This is a genomic window from Pseudomonas sp. S37, assembly GCF_016658545.1.
Classification (GTDB): domain Bacteria; phylum Pseudomonadota; class Gammaproteobacteria; order Pseudomonadales; family Pseudomonadaceae; genus Aquipseudomonas.
On sequence record NZ_JACVZC010000028.1, the window covers coordinates 41,224 to 56,547 of the forward strand.

At 64.3% G+C, this 15,324-nt stretch carries 16 protein-coding genes; 11 read left to right on the forward strand and 5 right to left on the reverse strand.

The genetic code is table 11. The features are described from left to right. Positions 1 to 35: 35 nt before the first annotated feature. The 3 genes from IAE39_RS12020 to IAE39_RS12030 all read right to left on the reverse strand — a co-directional run bounded on the left by IAE39_RS12020 (position 36) and on the right by IAE39_RS12030 (position 3,009). Complete coding sequence (locus IAE39_RS12020; RefSeq protein WP_201202567.1) at positions 36 to 1,394, reverse strand: DUF3426 domain-containing protein; 1,359 nt, start codon at positions 1,392 to 1,394, stop codon at positions 36 to 38. A gap of 42 nt (positions 1,395 to 1,436) precedes the next feature. After that, complete coding sequence (prmA, locus tag IAE39_RS12025) at positions 1,437 to 2,315, reverse strand: 50S ribosomal protein L11 methyltransferase (RefSeq protein WP_201202569.1); 879 nt, start codon at positions 2,313 to 2,315, stop codon at positions 1,437 to 1,439. A gap of 238 nt (positions 2,316 to 2,553) precedes the next feature. After that, positions 2,554 to 3,009, reverse strand: a complete 456-nt coding sequence (locus IAE39_RS12030; protein ID WP_201202571.1) for a MaoC family dehydratase — start codon at positions 3,007 to 3,009, stop codon at positions 2,554 to 2,556. A gap of 143 nt (positions 3,010 to 3,152) precedes the next feature. On the opposite strand from IAE39_RS12030, the gene IAE39_RS12035 reads away from it, so the two are divergent. The 3 genes from IAE39_RS12035 to IAE39_RS12045 are packed head-to-tail and all read left to right on the forward strand — an operon-like array spanning position 3,153 to position 4,828. After that, positions 3,153 to 3,515 carry a CidA/LrgA family protein gene (locus IAE39_RS12035; protein ID WP_201202573.1) on the forward strand — a complete coding sequence of 121 codons (363 nt, stop codon included), beginning with the start codon at positions 3,153 to 3,155 and terminating at the stop codon, positions 3,513 to 3,515. Further along, complete coding sequence (locus IAE39_RS12040; protein WP_201202575.1) at positions 3,512 to 4,228, forward strand: LrgB family protein; 717 nt, start codon at positions 3,512 to 3,514, stop codon at positions 4,226 to 4,228. The genes IAE39_RS12035 and IAE39_RS12040 overlap by 4 nt, the downstream gene beginning before the upstream one ends. Before the next feature lie 9 nt (positions 4,229 to 4,237). Then, the gene (locus tag IAE39_RS12045; protein ID WP_201202584.1) at positions 4,238 to 4,828 is read left to right on the forward strand and encodes an LON peptidase substrate-binding domain-containing protein; all 591 of its coding nucleotides are present in this window, start codon (positions 4,238 to 4,240) and stop codon (positions 4,826 to 4,828) included. Positions 4,829 to 4,956: 128 nt separating this feature from the next. On the opposite strand, the gene IAE39_RS12050 is transcribed toward IAE39_RS12045, so the two are convergent. Both IAE39_RS12050 and IAE39_RS12055 read right to left on the reverse strand, forming a co-directional pair. After that, a complete protein-coding gene (locus tag IAE39_RS12050) occupies positions 4,957 to 6,273 on the reverse strand; it encodes a bifunctional DedA family/phosphatase PAP2 family protein (RefSeq protein ID WP_201202586.1) in 1,317 nt (438 codons plus the stop codon). A 2-nt stretch (positions 6,274 to 6,275) separates the two neighbouring features. Beyond that, positions 6,276 to 6,944 (reverse strand): DNA-3-methyladenine glycosylase, encoded by a 669-nt coding sequence (locus IAE39_RS12055; RefSeq protein ID WP_201202588.1) that lies wholly within the window; start codon positions 6,942 to 6,944, stop codon positions 6,276 to 6,278. Between the two features lie 330 nt (positions 6,945 to 7,274). Between IAE39_RS12055 and IAE39_RS12060 the strand changes: the two genes are divergently transcribed. The 8 genes from IAE39_RS12060 to IAE39_RS12095 are packed head-to-tail and all read left to right on the forward strand — an operon-like array spanning position 7,275 to position 15,228. Continuing rightward, a complete protein-coding gene (locus tag IAE39_RS12060) occupies positions 7,275 to 8,546 on the forward strand; it encodes a glutamate-5-semialdehyde dehydrogenase (RefSeq protein WP_201202590.1) in 1,272 nt (423 codons plus the stop codon). A gap of 1 nt (position 8,547) precedes the next feature. Continuing rightward, positions 8,548 to 9,207 carry a nicotinate-nucleotide adenylyltransferase gene (gene nadD / locus IAE39_RS12065; protein WP_201202592.1) on the forward strand — a complete coding sequence of 220 codons (660 nt, stop codon included), beginning with the start codon at positions 8,548 to 8,550 and terminating at the stop codon, positions 9,205 to 9,207. Positions 9,208 to 9,250: 43 nt separating this feature from the next. After that, entirely contained in the window at positions 9,251 to 9,670 is a 420-nt protein-coding gene (gene rsfS, locus IAE39_RS12070) for a ribosome silencing factor (RefSeq protein WP_009685825.1), read from the forward strand. Positions 9,671 to 9,680: 10 nt separating this feature from the next. Continuing rightward, entirely contained in the window at positions 9,681 to 10,148 is a 468-nt protein-coding gene (gene rlmH, locus IAE39_RS12075) for a 23S rRNA (pseudouridine(1915)-N(3))-methyltransferase RlmH (RefSeq protein ID WP_201202594.1), read from the forward strand. A 16-nt stretch (positions 10,149 to 10,164) separates the two neighbouring features. Then, a complete protein-coding gene (gene mrdA, locus IAE39_RS12080) occupies positions 10,165 to 12,054 on the forward strand; it encodes a penicillin-binding protein 2 (protein WP_201202597.1) in 1,890 nt (629 codons plus the stop codon). Positions 12,055 to 12,092: 38 nt separating this feature from the next. Beyond that, on the forward strand, positions 12,093 to 13,196 hold the full coding sequence (gene rodA / locus IAE39_RS12085; RefSeq protein WP_201202603.1) for a rod shape-determining protein RodA: 1,104 nt from the start codon (positions 12,093 to 12,095) through the stop codon (positions 13,194 to 13,196). 17 nt (positions 13,197 to 13,213) lie between these two features. Continuing rightward, positions 13,214 to 14,224, forward strand: a complete 1,011-nt coding sequence (mltB, locus tag IAE39_RS12090; RefSeq protein ID WP_201202599.1) for a lytic murein transglycosylase B — start codon at positions 13,214 to 13,216, stop codon at positions 14,222 to 14,224. Then, positions 14,224 to 15,228 (forward strand): septal ring lytic transglycosylase RlpA family protein, encoded by a 1,005-nt coding sequence (locus IAE39_RS12095; protein WP_201202601.1) that lies wholly within the window; start codon positions 14,224 to 14,226, stop codon positions 15,226 to 15,228. The genes mltB and IAE39_RS12095 overlap by 1 nt, the downstream gene beginning before the upstream one ends. Positions 15,229 to 15,324: the final 96 nt, after the last annotated feature.

Here is a 15,324-nt window from a genome sequence, read left to right on the forward strand (position 1 = left end):
AGGCCGCTCCCACAGGGGGAGGAGGGCCTGCCCTTTTATTCCGGCGAACGGAAGCTCAGGCTGTAGTTCACCGCCTTCGGCCCTGGGTCGAGGATGTCCAGGGCGATGTGGATCGGTGTCTGGCTGGGCATTTCGCCACGCCCGGCCAGTTCACCCGACAAGTACTCGCTGGGCTTGAACCGGCGGCTGGCAATCAGCTGGCCATTGAGGTCGGCGAAGCGCAGCTCCAGTAGCGGGAATGGCTGGGCGAACGGTGCGCGGTTGTAGATGATTGCATCAACGATCAGCGCGCCCTTGAAGTCCGGGTGGCTGCGCACCACCAGGTTGCTGCTCTTGATCCGGGCAATGTCGACGCGGGTGGGCACCTGGCAGCCGACGAGCGGGCAGATCTGTTGGAAGATCGGCCGATACTGGTCCTGGCGGGCCATTTCGTCGAAGTGGAACCACACGTACTGGAACGCCAGCAGGCCAGCGGCCAGCAGGGTCAGCACGCCCCACAGCAGGCGTTTGCCCCAGTTGGGTGCGGGTTTTTCCCAGCCCAGTTGCAGTGGGTCGTCGACCACATCGACCAGCGGCTCCTTGCGCGACGGTTTGCTGGTAAGGCTGCTGGTCAGGCCTGGCTCCAGGCGCTCGCCAGGCACTGCCTCGACCGGGTCGTCGTCGCGCGCCGACAGATGCAGCGGCAGCGGCTCATCGTCGCGGGCGCTCAGGCCCTTTTCCGGCAATTCGTCATCGCTGGCGCGCAGGGGTTCGCTGAATACCTCGGGCTCATCGATTTCGGCCGTGCGGTGCACGGGCGGTTCGTCGTCGATGTCCAGCTCCAGGTTGCCGCCCAGGGTCGGTTCGGTGCGCTCGCCGGGGCCGGGCTGCAGGTCCTGCTCCAGGGGCTCCGGCTCCAGCAGCACAGGCGCGGGTTCCGCTGGCTGCTGCAGCTCGAAGGGCTCGTCGGTGGCCGTGCCGAACAGGTCGTCGACATGTTCGTCTGCTTGCGGTTCGTCGCGCCGCGCCTGCAAGCCGTCATCCTGCTTGGCCGGGTGCGCCGAGGCAGGCTGGCCGCGGCGCTCAAGGCGCTCCAGTTCCTTGTCGAGGTCCAGTGCATCAAGCGCCTGGGCGGTGAGCGCCCAATCCTCGTCAGGGGTGCTGCTGCGTGCACTGAGGGCCGGTTCAGGAGGGATCGCCGCTTCCACCGCTGGTTCGGCAGGTGCCGCAGGGGCTGCTGGCAGCGCTGCAGGGGCGCTGGCGCTGCGGTTCTGCTCCAGCAGCTGCTTGGCAGCGTTGAACACCTGCAGGCAGTGGCCACAGCGCACCACGCCGCGAGCCACGCTCAACTGGTGGTGAGTGACGCGAAAGCTGGTCTGGCAATGCGGGCACTGGGTGACGAAACTGTCGGTCATGCGGCGATCCGGGAGCTGTGCAGAGAAGTATTCTAGGCCCGCTTAGCGGCGCCGACCACTGATACGCACCCAGCCGTCGCGCACGACGATCGGGTCCAGCTCAAAGTCGGCAGCGTAGGCGGCGGCCACTTCTTCGCCCTGTTCGGCGAGGATGCCCGACAGCGCCAACAGGCCACCTGGGCGGACCAGCCCGGACAGTTGCGGCGCCAGCGACACCAGCGGGCCGGCAAGGATATTGGCAACCAGCACGTCGGCCTGCATCGCCGGCATGTGCTCGGGCAGGAACAGCGCCAGCTTCTCGTCGGCAATGCCGTTGCGCTGGGCGTTGTCGCGCGAAGCCTCGATGGCTTGCACGTCGATGTCGGTACCGACCGCTTCACGGGCGCCGAGCAGCAGCGCGGCGATGGCCAGGATGCCCGAGCCGCAGCCGAAGTCCAGCACCTGGGTGCCGTCGAGCTGTTGGCCGTCGAGCCATTCCAGGCACAGGGCGGTGGTGGGGTGGGTGCCGGTACCGAAAGCCAGGCCCGGGTCGAGCAGCAGGTTGACCGCGTCTTTTTCAGGGGCATCGTGCCAGCTCGGCACGATCCACAGGCGACGGCCGAAGCGCATCGGCTGGAAGTTGTCCATCCAGCTGCGTTCCCAGTCCTGGTCCTCAATCACTTCGGCCTGGTGCTCGGGCAGCTCGGCGCCAGTCAGCAGGCGCAGGTGGGCGAACACCTGCTCAGGGTCGGCATCGGCCTCGAACAGGGCCAGCAGGTGGGTGTGCGACCACAGCGGGGTGGTGTTCAGGTCGGGTTCGAAGATCGGTTGATCTTCGGCGTCCATGAACGTGACCGAGACGGCGCCCACTTCAAGCAGGGCGTCTTCGTAGGTTTCGGCTTGTTCCGGGCTGATGGCCAGGCGTACTTGCAGCCAGGGCATGGCGGGCACCTTTGGTAAATCGACAGAGGGCAGCCCTAGGCTGCGCGAAGGCTGGCAGTTTACGCGAGTGCGTGGGGTTTGTAGAGAAGGGCAGGCGCGGACCCTGTGGGAGCGGCCTTGTGTCGCGATTGGGCCGCAAAGCGGCCCCGGGATTTCAGCATCGACTCAGAAGTTGCTGGGGCTGCTTTGCAGCCCAATCGCGACGCAAGGCCGCTCCCACAGGGGGGGGCGTGGTGAATCAGACAAAGCAGAGCGAAAGCGACTCGGCTATATAAGCAGGCTTATCTTCACCTTCAATCTCCAGCGTGGCAATTGCCTTGAGCAGCCACTGCCCCGGCTTTTTCTCCGTCACTTCGGCCAGGTCCACCTTCAAGCGCACCTGGCTGTCGACCTTGACCGGCTGGATGAAGCGCACACTGTCCAGCCCGTAGTTCACCACCATCTTCAGCCCTTGCGGCAGTACCAGGATGTCCTCCATCAACACAGGGATCAGCGACAAGGTCAGAAAGCCATGGGCGATGGTGCCGCCAAACGGGGTTTTTGCCGCTTTTTCCGGGTCGACATGGATGAACTGGAAGTCGCCGGTAGCCTCGGCGAACAGGTTGATACGCTGCTGGTCGATCTTCAGCCAGGCCGAGCGGCCCAGTTCCTTACCAACGTATTGCGAAAGCGCTGTAACCGGTACATGGGGCATCGCGGACTCTCCGGGTTGTCAGTTGGTACGAAAGTGCAAGATCAGCACGGCGAACCGTTTCAGTCAAGTTGCCCGTTTTTCGGCGAATATCGGTCTATAGCTGCGCGTGCTTATAATGGCGGCCATGCCCGAGGGAGATGCTTATGCTGTTGCGTGGTTTGACCTGGCTGGTGCTGTTCCAGCTGCTGGGGACGGCGATCAATCACCTGTTTGTGCCGTTTTTGCCGGGGCCGATCATCGGCCTGTTGCTGCTGTTGTTCTTCCTCATGGCCCGTGGTGAGGTCGGCAAACCGTTGAACGAAGCTGCCAGCAGCCTGCTGCGCTACCTGCCGCTGCTGCTGGTGCCGCCGGCTGTGGGGGTGATGGTGTACGCCAAGGACATCGCTGCCGACTTCTGGGCGATTGCCGGCGCCTTGCTGATTTCCTGCCTGGTGACGCTGGTGTTCGTCGGCGTGTTGATGCAAAAACTCATGCACCGCCAAGGCAAGCGCGAGGAGCAGCCATGATGTTCGACTGGCAAGGCGCACTCGATGCAGTGGTTCACCACCCGCTATTTGGCATCGGCATCACGCTGGCGGCCTACCAGGTGGTGCTGGCCGCCTTTGAGAAAACCCGCTGGATCTTCCTGCAGCCCGTGCTGGTGTCGATGTTGCTGGTGATCGGCGTGCTGCTGGTGTGCGGCATCGACTACAGCGAATACCGCAAGAGCACCGAAATCATGAACACCCTGCTGGGCCCCGCCACGGTGGCCCTGGCCGTGCCGCTGTACCTCAACCTGCGGCGTATCCGGCAGCTGTTCTGGCCCATCTTTACTACGCTGGTAGTCGGAGGCCTGTTCGCCACGCTGTGCTGCCTGCTGCTGGGCTGGTGGTTCGGCGCCGAACACATGATCCTGATGACCATGGCGCCGAAGTCGGTCACTTCGCCGATTGCCATGCTGGTGGCCGAGCAGATTGGCGGCGTGGCGGCCCTGGCAGCGGTGTTCGTGCTGATTACCGGGGTGATTGGCGCCATCTTCGGCCCGGCGCTGCTGAGCCGCTTTGGCGTACACAGCCCCGAAGCGCGCGGTATGTCGTTGGGGGTGACGGCGCATGCGGTGGGCACTTCGGTAGCCCTGCAGGAAAGTGACGAATGCGGCGCCTTTGCCGCCCTTGCGATGAGCCTGATGGGCGTGGCCACGGCGGTGTTCCTGCCGCTGGCGGTCAGCCTGGTAGCTTGAGGACTTGTGATGACACTACCGCTGTTTCCGCTCAACACCGTGCTGTTTCCCGGCTGCTTTCTCGACTTGCAGATTTTCGAGGCGCGCTACCTGGACATGATCGGGCGCTGCATGAAGCAGGGCGAAGGGTTTGGTGTGGTGTGCATCCTGGAAGGTGAGCAGGTCGGCAAGGCGCCGCCGGTGGTCGCGTCAATCGGCTGTGAAGCGGTGATCCGCGACTTTGTGCAGCAGGATAACGGCCTGCTGGGTATTCGCGTTGAAGGTGTGCGGCGCTTCAACCTGGATAGCACCGAGGTGCAGAAGGACCAGTTGCTGGTGGGCCAGGTGCAATGGCTGCCGGAACACGCGGACAGCCCGCTGCAGGAGGCGGATGACGATTTGCTGGCACTGCTGGTGGCCTTGGGCGAGCACCCGATGGTCGAAGCCTTGGACATGCCACGCCCGGTGGACGGGCGGCAGGCGTTGGCCAACCAGTTGGCGTACCTGCTGCCGTTCATGGAAGAGGACAAGCTGGACCTGTTGACCCTTGACTCGCCGCAGCAGCGGCTGGGGGAGATACAGAAGCTGCTGGAGCGGATTCAGGGGGAGTTGTTTGCCTGATCCGTTTGCATTGCCTGTGCGGGCCTCTTCGCGGGTAAACCCGCTCCCACAGGTGCAGCACAGGTCTTGAATCTTGTGACATACCTGTAGGAGCGGGTTCACCCGCGAATAGGCCGGTACAGGCAAAATCAATACTGATAACGCAACAAGGCCTGCGGCAACGCATGCATGGCAAAGAACGCCAGCAGCGCAATACACGCCGGCAACACCAGCCACCACACCCGCTGCGGCAAGGCCGGCAGCGTCTGCTTGTGTTGCACCAGTGTCAGGCTAAGCGCACACACACAGCACGCCAGCATGGCCCCGGCGAGGATGTCGGTCGGCCAGTGCGCCCCCAGGTATACCCGTGACAGGGCGATCGCCAGCGCCGGAATACAGCCCAGCAGCACCCAGGTCAGGCGCATGCGCGGCGGCTGCCCGCGCCCGGCCAGCACCGCCAGCACCAGAAAGAACGCAAACGACGCAGAACTGTGCCCGCTGGGCATGCTGTAACTGGTCAAGGGGTCGCTCAGCACCTCTGGCCGGGCCCGGGCAAACAGCCATTTCAGGGAACCGTTGGCAATCGCCGTGCCCATCAGCGCGCCCGCGGCGAACAGCGCATGGCGCCATTGTCGGGCCAGCAATAACAGCCCGGTCAGCAGGCCACCAAGGAAAAACTGGGTGCGGAAGTCGCCCAGTCGGGTCACCAGCACCACGATGCCATCTATGGCCTGACTGCGGTGCTCCTGCACCAGTGTCATCACGCCTTGGTCGAATTCGTTCAGGTACGGCCAGCCGAGGAACAGTGCTGCAAGGGCGATGAAGCACAGGCCGGCCACCAGCCGGGTGCCGTGGCGCTGGTCGCGCAGGCTGCTGTTCAGGCTCAGGCCGATCAGCACCGCCAGGGTGCCGGCAATGATCCCGGCATCCAGCCAGAAGCCTTCCGGCAACGGCAGGCGCATGGCCGCGCCCGTGGCCCAGCCAGGCAGCAGGTAGGCCACTGACCAGCCGGCGCCGGCCACCAGGCTGACGGCGATAAAGCGCGGCAGTGGCATGTCGAACATGCCGGCGACCATTGGCAGCATGGGCCGCAGAGGGCCGATGAAGCGGCCTACCAGCAGGCTGGCGATGCCGTAGCGCTGGAAGTAGGTTTCGGCGCTGCCGATCCATTCCGGGTGGTGGCGCAGCAACGGCAGGCGGCGGATGTTCTGGTGGAAGTACTTGCCCACCGTGTACGACAAGGCGTCGCCCAGGATGCCGCCGAGAAAGCCCAGCAGCAAGGTTTCGCCCAGTGTAAAGGCGCCGCTGCCGGCCAGCACCGCCACGGCGAACAGCAGCACGGTGCCGGGCACGATGATGCCGGCGATGGCCAGGCACTCGATGCAGGCTATGAGGAAAATCGCCAGGCCAAGCCACTGCGGGTTGGCGCCGAGCCAAGCGGTCAGGCTGTCGAGCCATTGGCCCATGTTCAGCTTCCTTGTTCGAGAATGGAGAAGTCACGGCCTTCGACCTGGCCGCGACGTAAAGGGTTGCGTGTGCAGAAGCGCGCGTACTCGGCGTCGACGAAGCGGTAGGGCAGGTGTTCGTCGCGCCCGTGCGGGATGCCCAGGCGGGCGGCCTGGATCACCCTTGGCACGCGGTTGCCGCAATCATCCACATACAGGCGCTGGGCGTCGAAACGCTGGGCGTCCCAGTGCGGCACCTTCAGGCCCAGGGCGCGGCACAGTAGCGTTTGCCCGGCACACAGGCGTTCGGCCGGGCGCAACTGGCCGCTGGCGTCGGGGTTGTTCAGTTGCATCTGTGCCAGGCTGTTGGGGCCCGAAAGGGCGTCCTGCCAAGGATAGGCAGACTTGATCAGCACCGCGTTGCCCGGCCCGTGGGCGCTGAAGTTCAGCGAGTCGCCGCCGCGGGCGTAGTACATGTAGATGTGCCCGCCGTCGAGGAACAGGGCCTTGCGCTTTTCGGTGTAACCGAGCGAGGCATGGCTGCCTTTGTCGGTGAGGTAGTAGGCCTCGGTCTCGATGATGCGCGCGGCCAGCCACAGGTCGCCGTGGCGATGGCGGATGACCTTGCCCAGCAGGGCCTTGGCCAGGGTCTGGGCGTCGCGGTCGAAAAAGCTGTCGGGCAGGGCAGGCATGCGGGCGGTTCGCGGCTGGGGAGGCGGGGATGATAGCAATGAATGGCTTAATCGAGGCTGAATCGGGAGTGATGTTGGCAGGGCCGGCCTCTTCGCGGGTAAACCCGCTCCCACAGGTACAGCACAGGACTCAGGCCATGTGCAGCCCCTGTGGGAGCGGGTTTACCCGCGAAAGGGTCGCAACAGGAGAAAGAATTTTCGATAACCCCGGTTACATCTTTCCTGCACATTGCCCCCGCCATTTTCTACCATCCGCCTCCCGCCGCTGGGCGTATACCTGCGCGGCAGTTATAATCAGCCGATTTCCCCTTTCGCCAAGACACCGAACCCATGACTGAGTCCGTTCTTGACTACATGACCCGCCTGGGTCGCGCTGCCCGTGAGGCTTCCCGGGTGATTGGCCGTGCCAGTACTGCGCAGAAGAACCGCGCCCTGCAAGCCGCCGCCGAGGCACTGGATGGCGCACGTGCCGAGCTGACTGCCGCCAACGAACTGGACCTGGCCGCCGGCCGTGCCAACGGCCTGGAGCCAGCGCTGCTAGACCGCCTGGCCCTGACCCCGGCGCGTATCGACGGCATGATCACCGGCTTGCGCCAGGTGGCCAGCCTGCCGGACCCGGTCGGCGCCATCCGCGACATGAGCTACCGCCCGTCGGGCATCCAGGTCGGCAAGATGCGCACGCCGCTGGGGGTGATCGGGATCATCTACGAATCTCGCCCGAACGTGACCATCGATGCCGCCAGCCTGTGCCTGAAGTCGGGTAACGCGACCATCCTGCGGGGCGGCTCCGAGGCCATCCATTCCAATCGTGCCATTGCCACCTGCATCCAGCGTGGCCTGGCCGAGGCCGGCCTGCCGGCAGCCGTGGTGCAGGTGGTCGAGACCACTGACCGCGAAGCCGTGGGCGCGCTGATCAGCATGCCGGAATTCGTCGACGTGATCGTGCCGCGCGGCGGCCGCGGCCTGATCGAGCGCATCAGCCGCGATGCCCGCGTGCCGGTGATCAAGCACCTGGACGGTATCTGCCATGTCTATGTCAGCCAGCATGCCGACCTGGACAAGGCCTGGAACGTGGCTTTCAACGCCAAGACCTACCGCTACGGCATCTGCGGCGCCATGGAAACGCTGCTGGTCGACCAGCAGGTGGCCGAGCGCTTCCTGCCGGAGATGGCCCGCCGCTTCCACGACAAGGGCGTGGAGCTGCGTGGCTGCGAGCGTACCCGGGCGATCATCGACGCCAAACCGGCCACAGAAGATGACTGGCACACCGAATACCTCGACGCCATCCTGTCGATCCGCGTCGTCGACGGCCTGGACCAGGCCATCGAGCACATCAACCACTATGGCTCGCACCACACCGACTCGATCATCAGCGAACACCAGGGCGAAGCCCGCCAGTTCATGGCTGAAGTCGATTCGGCGTCGGTCATGCTCAACACCCCGACCTGCTTTGCCGACGGCTTCGAGTACGGCCTGGGTGCGGAAATCGGCATTTCCACCGACAAGCTGCATGCCCGGGGCCCGGTCGGCCTGGAAGGCCTGACCTGCGAAAAATACGTGGTGATCGGCGACGGCCAGCTGCGCGGCCAGGGGTCCTGCTGAGTTGAGCAAGGCCCAGGCAGTCCGGCGCATCGGCATTCTAGGCGGCACCTTCGACCCCGTGCACATCGGCCACCTGCGCAGCGCGCTGGAAGTGGCCGAGTTCATGGGGTTGGACGAGTTGCGCCTGCTGCCCAATGCCCGGCCGCCACACCGCGACACCCCGCAGGTGGCCGCGCAAGACCGCTTGGCCATGGTCCGCGAAGCGGTGCAGGGCGTGGCGTGCCTGAGTGTCGATGCCCGCGAGCTTGAGCGTGACAAGCCCTCGTACACCATCGACACACTGGAATCGATCCGCGCCGAACTGGCCGGCAACGACCAGCTGTTCCTGCTGCTGGGCTGGGACGCCTTCTGTGGCTTGCCCAGCTGGCACCGCTGGGAAGAATTGCTGCAACACTGTCACATCCTGGTGCTGCAACGCCCGGATGCCGACGTAGAACCCCCTGACGAGCTGCGCAACCTGCTGGCTGCGCGCTCCGAGAGCGATCCCACCGCCATGTCCGGCCCGGCGGGAAATATTTCGTTCGTCTGGCAGACACCGCTTGCGGTGTCGGCTACACAGATCCGACAGCTGCTGGCCAGCGGCAAATCGGTGAGGTTCCTGGTGCCGGACGCCGTACTGGCCTATATCGAGGCGCACGAACTGTATCGTGCGCCCAACTGACGGTGCCTCTGGCGCCTCATCCAACGAGTTGAACGAGTTTTATATGACCAAGCAGAAAATTTACGGCGAAGAACTGGTCGCAGTGACCAAGGCCGCGCTGGAAGACGTCAAGGCCCAGGATATCCAGGTCATCGACGTGCGTGAAAAGCACAGCCTGACCGACTACATGATCATTGCCACCGGTACCTCCAACCGCCAGATCAACGCGATGGCCGAAAAGGTTCGCGAAGCGGTCAAGGCCAAGGGCGCACAGCCACTGGGCGAAGAAGGCAAGGGTGACAGCGACTGGGTACTGCTGGACCTGAACGACGTCATCGTGCACATGATGACTGCCGCCGCTCGCCAGTTCTACGACCTGGAGCGTCTGTGGCAGGGTGCCGAGCAAAGCCGTGCTGCCGATGGCAAGCACCACAGCCCGGACCATGCCCACGAGTACTCCGACAAGCTCAAAGACCGCGAATAAGGACAGCGCTGTGCGTCTGCGCCTTATTGCGGTCGGCTCGCGCATGCCGAAGTGGGTCGAGGAAGGCTGGCATGAATATGCCAAGCGCCTGCCCGCCGAGCTGTCGCTGGAGCTGGTGGAAATCCCGCTGAACACCCGTGGCAAGAATGCCGATATCGCCCGCCTGATCCGTCAGGAGGGCGAAGCCATGCTGAGCAAGGTGCAGCCCGGGGAACGCATCGTCACCCTCGAGGTCCATGGCAAGCCTTGGAGTACCGAGCAGCTGGCGACCGAGCTGGACCGCTGGCGGCTGGATGCGCGTACGGTCAATTTGATGGTGGGAGGCCCGGAAGGCCTGGCGCCTGAGGTTTGCGCGCGCGCCGAGCAACGCTGGTCGCTGTCGCCGCTGACCCTGCCGCACCCGTTGGTAAGGATACTCATCGGCGAGCAGATCTACCGCGCCTGGACCGTGTTGTCCGGGCACCCTTACCACAAATGAGCCTGTAAGCAGTCCGATGTCGCAGCCGATCCGTCTCAAGGACCACGAGAAAGACGCCCGCCTGGTGCGTAACCGCGTCGTGGTCGGCGCAGTGGCGATCATGTTGCTTATTTGCGTGCTGATCGCGCGGCTGTACTACCTGCAGATCATCCAGTACGACTACCACTCGACGCTGTCGGAGAACAACCGGGTGCATGTGCAGCCGATCCCGCCGACCCGCGGGCTGATCTTCGACCGCAACGGCGTGATCGTTGCCGACAACCGGCCCAGCTTCAGCCTGTCGATGACCCGCGAGCGTGCGGGTAACTGGCAGGAAGTGCTGGATACCATCGTCGAAGTGCTGGAACTGACGGATGATGACCGGGCGTTGTTCGAAAAACGCATGCGCCAGGGGCGCCGGCCGTTCGAGCCGGTGCCGATCCTGTTCGAACTCAACGAAGAGCAGATTGCCCGGGTGGCGGTGAACCAGTTCCGCCTGCCGGGCGTCGAGGTGGTGGCGCAGCTGGTGCGGCATTACCCGCAGGGTGCGCACTTTGCGCATTCCGTGGGGTATGTGGGGCGGATCAACGAGAAAGAGCTGAAAACCCTCGACCCGGTGAACTACAGCGGCACCCACCATATCGGCAAGACCGGCATCGAGCGCTTCTATGAAGATGCCCTGCACGGCCAGGTGGGTTACGAGGAAGTCGAAACCAACGCCCGGGGCCGGGTGCTGCGGGTGCTCAAGCGCACCGACCCCAAGCCGGGCAAGGACATTGTGCTGAGCCTGGACATCAAGCTGCAGGAAGCCGCCGAAGCCGCCCTGGGTGGCCGCCGTGGTGCGATTGTGGCGCTGGACCCGCGAACAGGCGAAGTCCTGGCCATGGTCAGCCAGCCCAGTTTCGACCCCAACCTGTTTGTCACCGGCATCAGCTTCAAGGCCTATGCCGAGCTGCGCGACTCGATCGACCGGCCGCTGTTCAACCGTGTGCTGCGTGGCCTGTACCCGCCAGGTTCGACCATCAAGCCTGCGGTGGCCATCGCCGGCCTCGACAGTGGCGTGGTCAATGCCAGTAGCCGGGTGTTCGACCCGGGCTACTACCAGTTGCCCAACTACGACCACAAATACCGTAACTGGAACCGCTCCGGGGATGGATGGGTCGACCTGGACACCGCGATCATGCGTTCCAACGACACCTATTTCTACGACCTTGCGCACAAGATGGGCATTGATCGGCTGTCCAGCTACATGAACAAATTCGGTATTGGCCAACGTGTATCGCTCGACATGTTCGAAGAGTCTGCCGGGCTGATGCCTTCGCGTGAATGGAAGCGCGCCACGCGTCGTCAGGCCTGGTTCCCAGGCGAAACTCTGATCCTCGGCATCGGCCAGGGCTACATGCAGGCCACGCCGCTGCAACTGGCCCAGGCCACGGCACTGATCGCCAACAAGGGTGTGTGGAACCGCCCGCACCTGGCAAAGACCATCGAAGGCCAGCAGCCGGTAGACGACAACCCGATGGAAGACATCGTGCTGCGTGACAAGTCCGACTGGGCCAAGGTTACCCATGGCATGGAGCAGGTGATGCACGGCGCCCGCGGTACGGCGCGCAAGGCCGCAGCCGGTGCCCAGTACCGCATTGCCGGCAAGAGCGGTACCGCCCAGGTGGTGGCGATCAAGCAGGGCGAGAAGTACGACCGCAACAAACTCCAGGAGCGCCACCGCGACCATGCGCTGTTCGTCGCCTTTGCCCCGGCTGAAGCCCCGAAGATCGTGGTTTCGGTAATGGTCGAGAACGGTGAGTCCGGTTCGGGTGTGGCCGCGCCGGTGGTGCGCCAGATCATGGACGCCTGGCTGCTCGACGAAAATGGCCGGCTCAAGCCCGAGTTCGCGCCTGCCACCGTTACCCAGGAATCGGCCCTGTGATGAACAATTTCGATCGCATGCTCTCCAGTGAGGATGTGATGCGTCGGCGCGCCAGCTTCCTGCAGCGCATCCATATTGATGGCCCCTTGCTGGTCATCCTGCTGACCCTCGCGGCCGGCAGCTTGTTCGTGCTCTATTCGGCCAGTGGCAAGAACTGGGACCTGCTGCTCAAGCAGGCCACCTCGTTCGGCATCGGCCTGGTGTCGATGTTCGTCATCGCCCAGCTGGAACCGCGCTTCATGGCCCGTTGGGTGCCACTGGCGTACCTGGTAGGGGTGATGTTGCTGGTGGTGGTGGACGTGATGGGCCACAACGCCATGGGCGCCACGCGCTGGATCAACATCCCCGGGGTGATCCGCTTCCAGCCCTCGGAGTTCATGAAGATCATCATGCCGGCGACCATCGCCTGGTACCTGTCCAAGCGCACCTTGCCGCCGCACCTGAAACACGTGGCAATAAGCCTGGTGTTGATCGGCGTGCCGTTCATTCTTATCGTGCGTCAGCCGGACCTGGGGACAGCGCTGCTGATCCTGGCCTCTGGCGCCTTCGTGCTGTTCATGGGTGGCCTGCGCTGGCGCTGGATTCTCAGCGTGCTGGCGGCGGCAGTGCCGGTGGCGGTGGCGATGTGGTTCTTTGTCATGCACGACTACCAGAAACAGCGGGTACTGACCTTCCTCGATCCGGAAAGCGACCCATTGGGCACCGGCTGGAACATCATCCAGTCCAAGGCGGCCATTGGCTCGGGCGGGGTATTCGGCAAGGGCTGGCTGCTCGGCACCCAGTCGCACCTGGACTTCCTCCCGGAAAGCCACACCGACTTCATCATCGCCGTGCTTGGCGAGGAGTTTGGCCTGGTGGGTATCTGCCTGCTGCTGATCGTCTACCTGCTGCTGATCGGCCGTGGCCTGATGATCACCGCGCAGGCGCAGACCCTGTTTGGCAAGCTGCTCGCGGGCAGCCTGACCATGACCTTCTTTGTGTACGTGTTCGTCAATATCGGCATGGTCAGCGGCCTGCTGCCCGTGGTGGGCGTGCCGCTGCCTTTTATCAGCTATGGCGGAACATCGTTGGTGACGCTGTTGTCAGCGTTTGGCGTTTTAATGTCGATCCATACGCACCGCAAATGGATCGCGCAGGTTTGAATAAGGTGAACAATTTCATGCAAGCAGTGCGTAACTGGGCTGCCCGTTGTGCGCCGTGGATCGGCGCGGTGGGCCTGTTCGGCGCTGTACAGCTGGCCCATGCCGGCGATTATGACGGCTCGCCGAAGGTGGCTGAGTTCGTTGGCGAGATGAGCCGCGACTACGGTTTTGCCCCTGAACAGCTGATGGGTGTGTTCCGCGAGGTGCAGCGCAAGCAGTCGATCCTCGATGCCATTTCGCGGCCGGCCGAACGGGTAAAACCGTGGAAGGACTACCGGCCGATGTTCATTACCGATGCGCGCATTGCCCGTGGTGTGGACTTCTGGCGCCAGCATGAGGCCGTACTGGCGCGTGCCGAACAGGAATACGGCGTGCCGGCGCAGTACATTGTCGCGATCATCGGCGTGGAAACCTTCTTCGGCCGCAATACCGGCAACTACCGGGTGATCGATGCCCTGTCGACGCTGGGCTTCGACTACCCGCCGCGGGCCGAATTCTTCCGCAAGGAGCTGCGCGAGTACCTGCTGTTGGCGCGTGACGAGCAGCTCGACCCGCTGACGCTCAAGGGCTCCTACGCGGGCGCCATGGGCCTGCCGCAATTCATGCCAAGCAGCTTCCGCAACTACGCGGTGGACTTTGACGGTGACGGCCACATCAATATCTGGAACAACCCGGACGATGCCATCGGCAGCGTGGCTAGCTACTTCAAGCGCCACGGCTGGGTTGCCGGCCAGGGCGTGGTCAGCCGCGCCTGGGTCCAGGGCGAGCGCGCCGAACAGGGCCTGACCACCGGTATCGAACCGGTCAAGACGGTCGGGGAGTTGCGTAGCCTGGGCTGGTCGGTTCATGATTCGCTGCGCGATGATCTGCCGGTTACCGCTTTCCGTCTCGAGGGTGACAATGGCCCCGAATACTGGATGGGCCTGAAGAACTTTTACGCGATCACGCGTTACAACCGCAGCGTGATGTATGCCATGGCGGTGCATCAGCTCGCGGAACAGCTGGTTCAAGTACGGGGCGTCAAGTAATGCGCGCAATCATCTCTGCCAATTCCTTCAAGCTGCTGACCTGCCTCGCCGTTGGTGTGGTGCTGACCAGTTGCTCTTCCAGCCGCCCGACCCAGCAGCAAAGCAGTGGCAACGCGGTGCGCAGCCAGCCGGGCCTGGACATCAACCGGGCGCACAAGGACGGCGCACCGTGGTGGGACGTGGATGTGAACAAAATCCCCGACGCCACGCCGACCGTGCACACCGGCAACTACAAGGCCAACCCGTACACGGTGCTGGGCAAGACCTACTACCCGATGCAGGACTCGCGCAACTACCGCGCCGAGGGCACGGCATCGTGGTACGGCACCAAGTTCCACGGGCAGAACACCGCCAACGGCGAGCTGTACGACCTGTACGGCATGAGCGCCGCACACAAGACCCTGCCGCTGCCGGCCTACGTCAAGGTGACCAACCTGGCCAACGGCCGTAGCGTCGTCCTGCGGGTCAACGACCGTGGCCCGTTCTATTCCGACCGCATCATCGACTTGTCCTATGCTGCAGCGAAAAAGCTCGGCTATGCCGAGATCGGTACTGCGCATGTGCGTGTCGAGGGCATCGACCCGCAGCAATGGTGGGCCCAGCGCGGGCAGACGCCGCCGATGGTGCTGAAAGAGCCGCAGGTGGCTCAGACCCAGGCGATCCCGGCCAGTACCGGGCGCGTCGAGCAATGGACCCCGCCGCCACAGCAGCATGCGGCGCCGGTGGTGCCGGTGCAGGTCGGTGGCAACAACGTGCCTGGCGGCAACGGCGGCAGCTTCCTGCAGGTGGGCGCCTTCGCCAACCCGGACGCCGCCGAACTGCTGCGCTCCAAGCTCAGCACCATGGTCAGCGCGCCGGTGTTCATCAGCTCGATCGTGCGTAACCAGCAGACCCTGCACCGCGTGCGCCTGGGGCCGATCGGCAGCCAGGGCGAGATCCAGCAGGCACAAGACAGTATCCGCCTGGCGAACTTGGGGCAGGCCAAGCTGGTCACAGCTGACTGACAGTGGCGGTGCAGCCCTGATGTGGTTTGTGTAGGAGCGGGGGGGGGGGGGGGGGGGGGGGGGGGGGGGCGGGGCCCGGGGGGGGGGGGGCGGGGG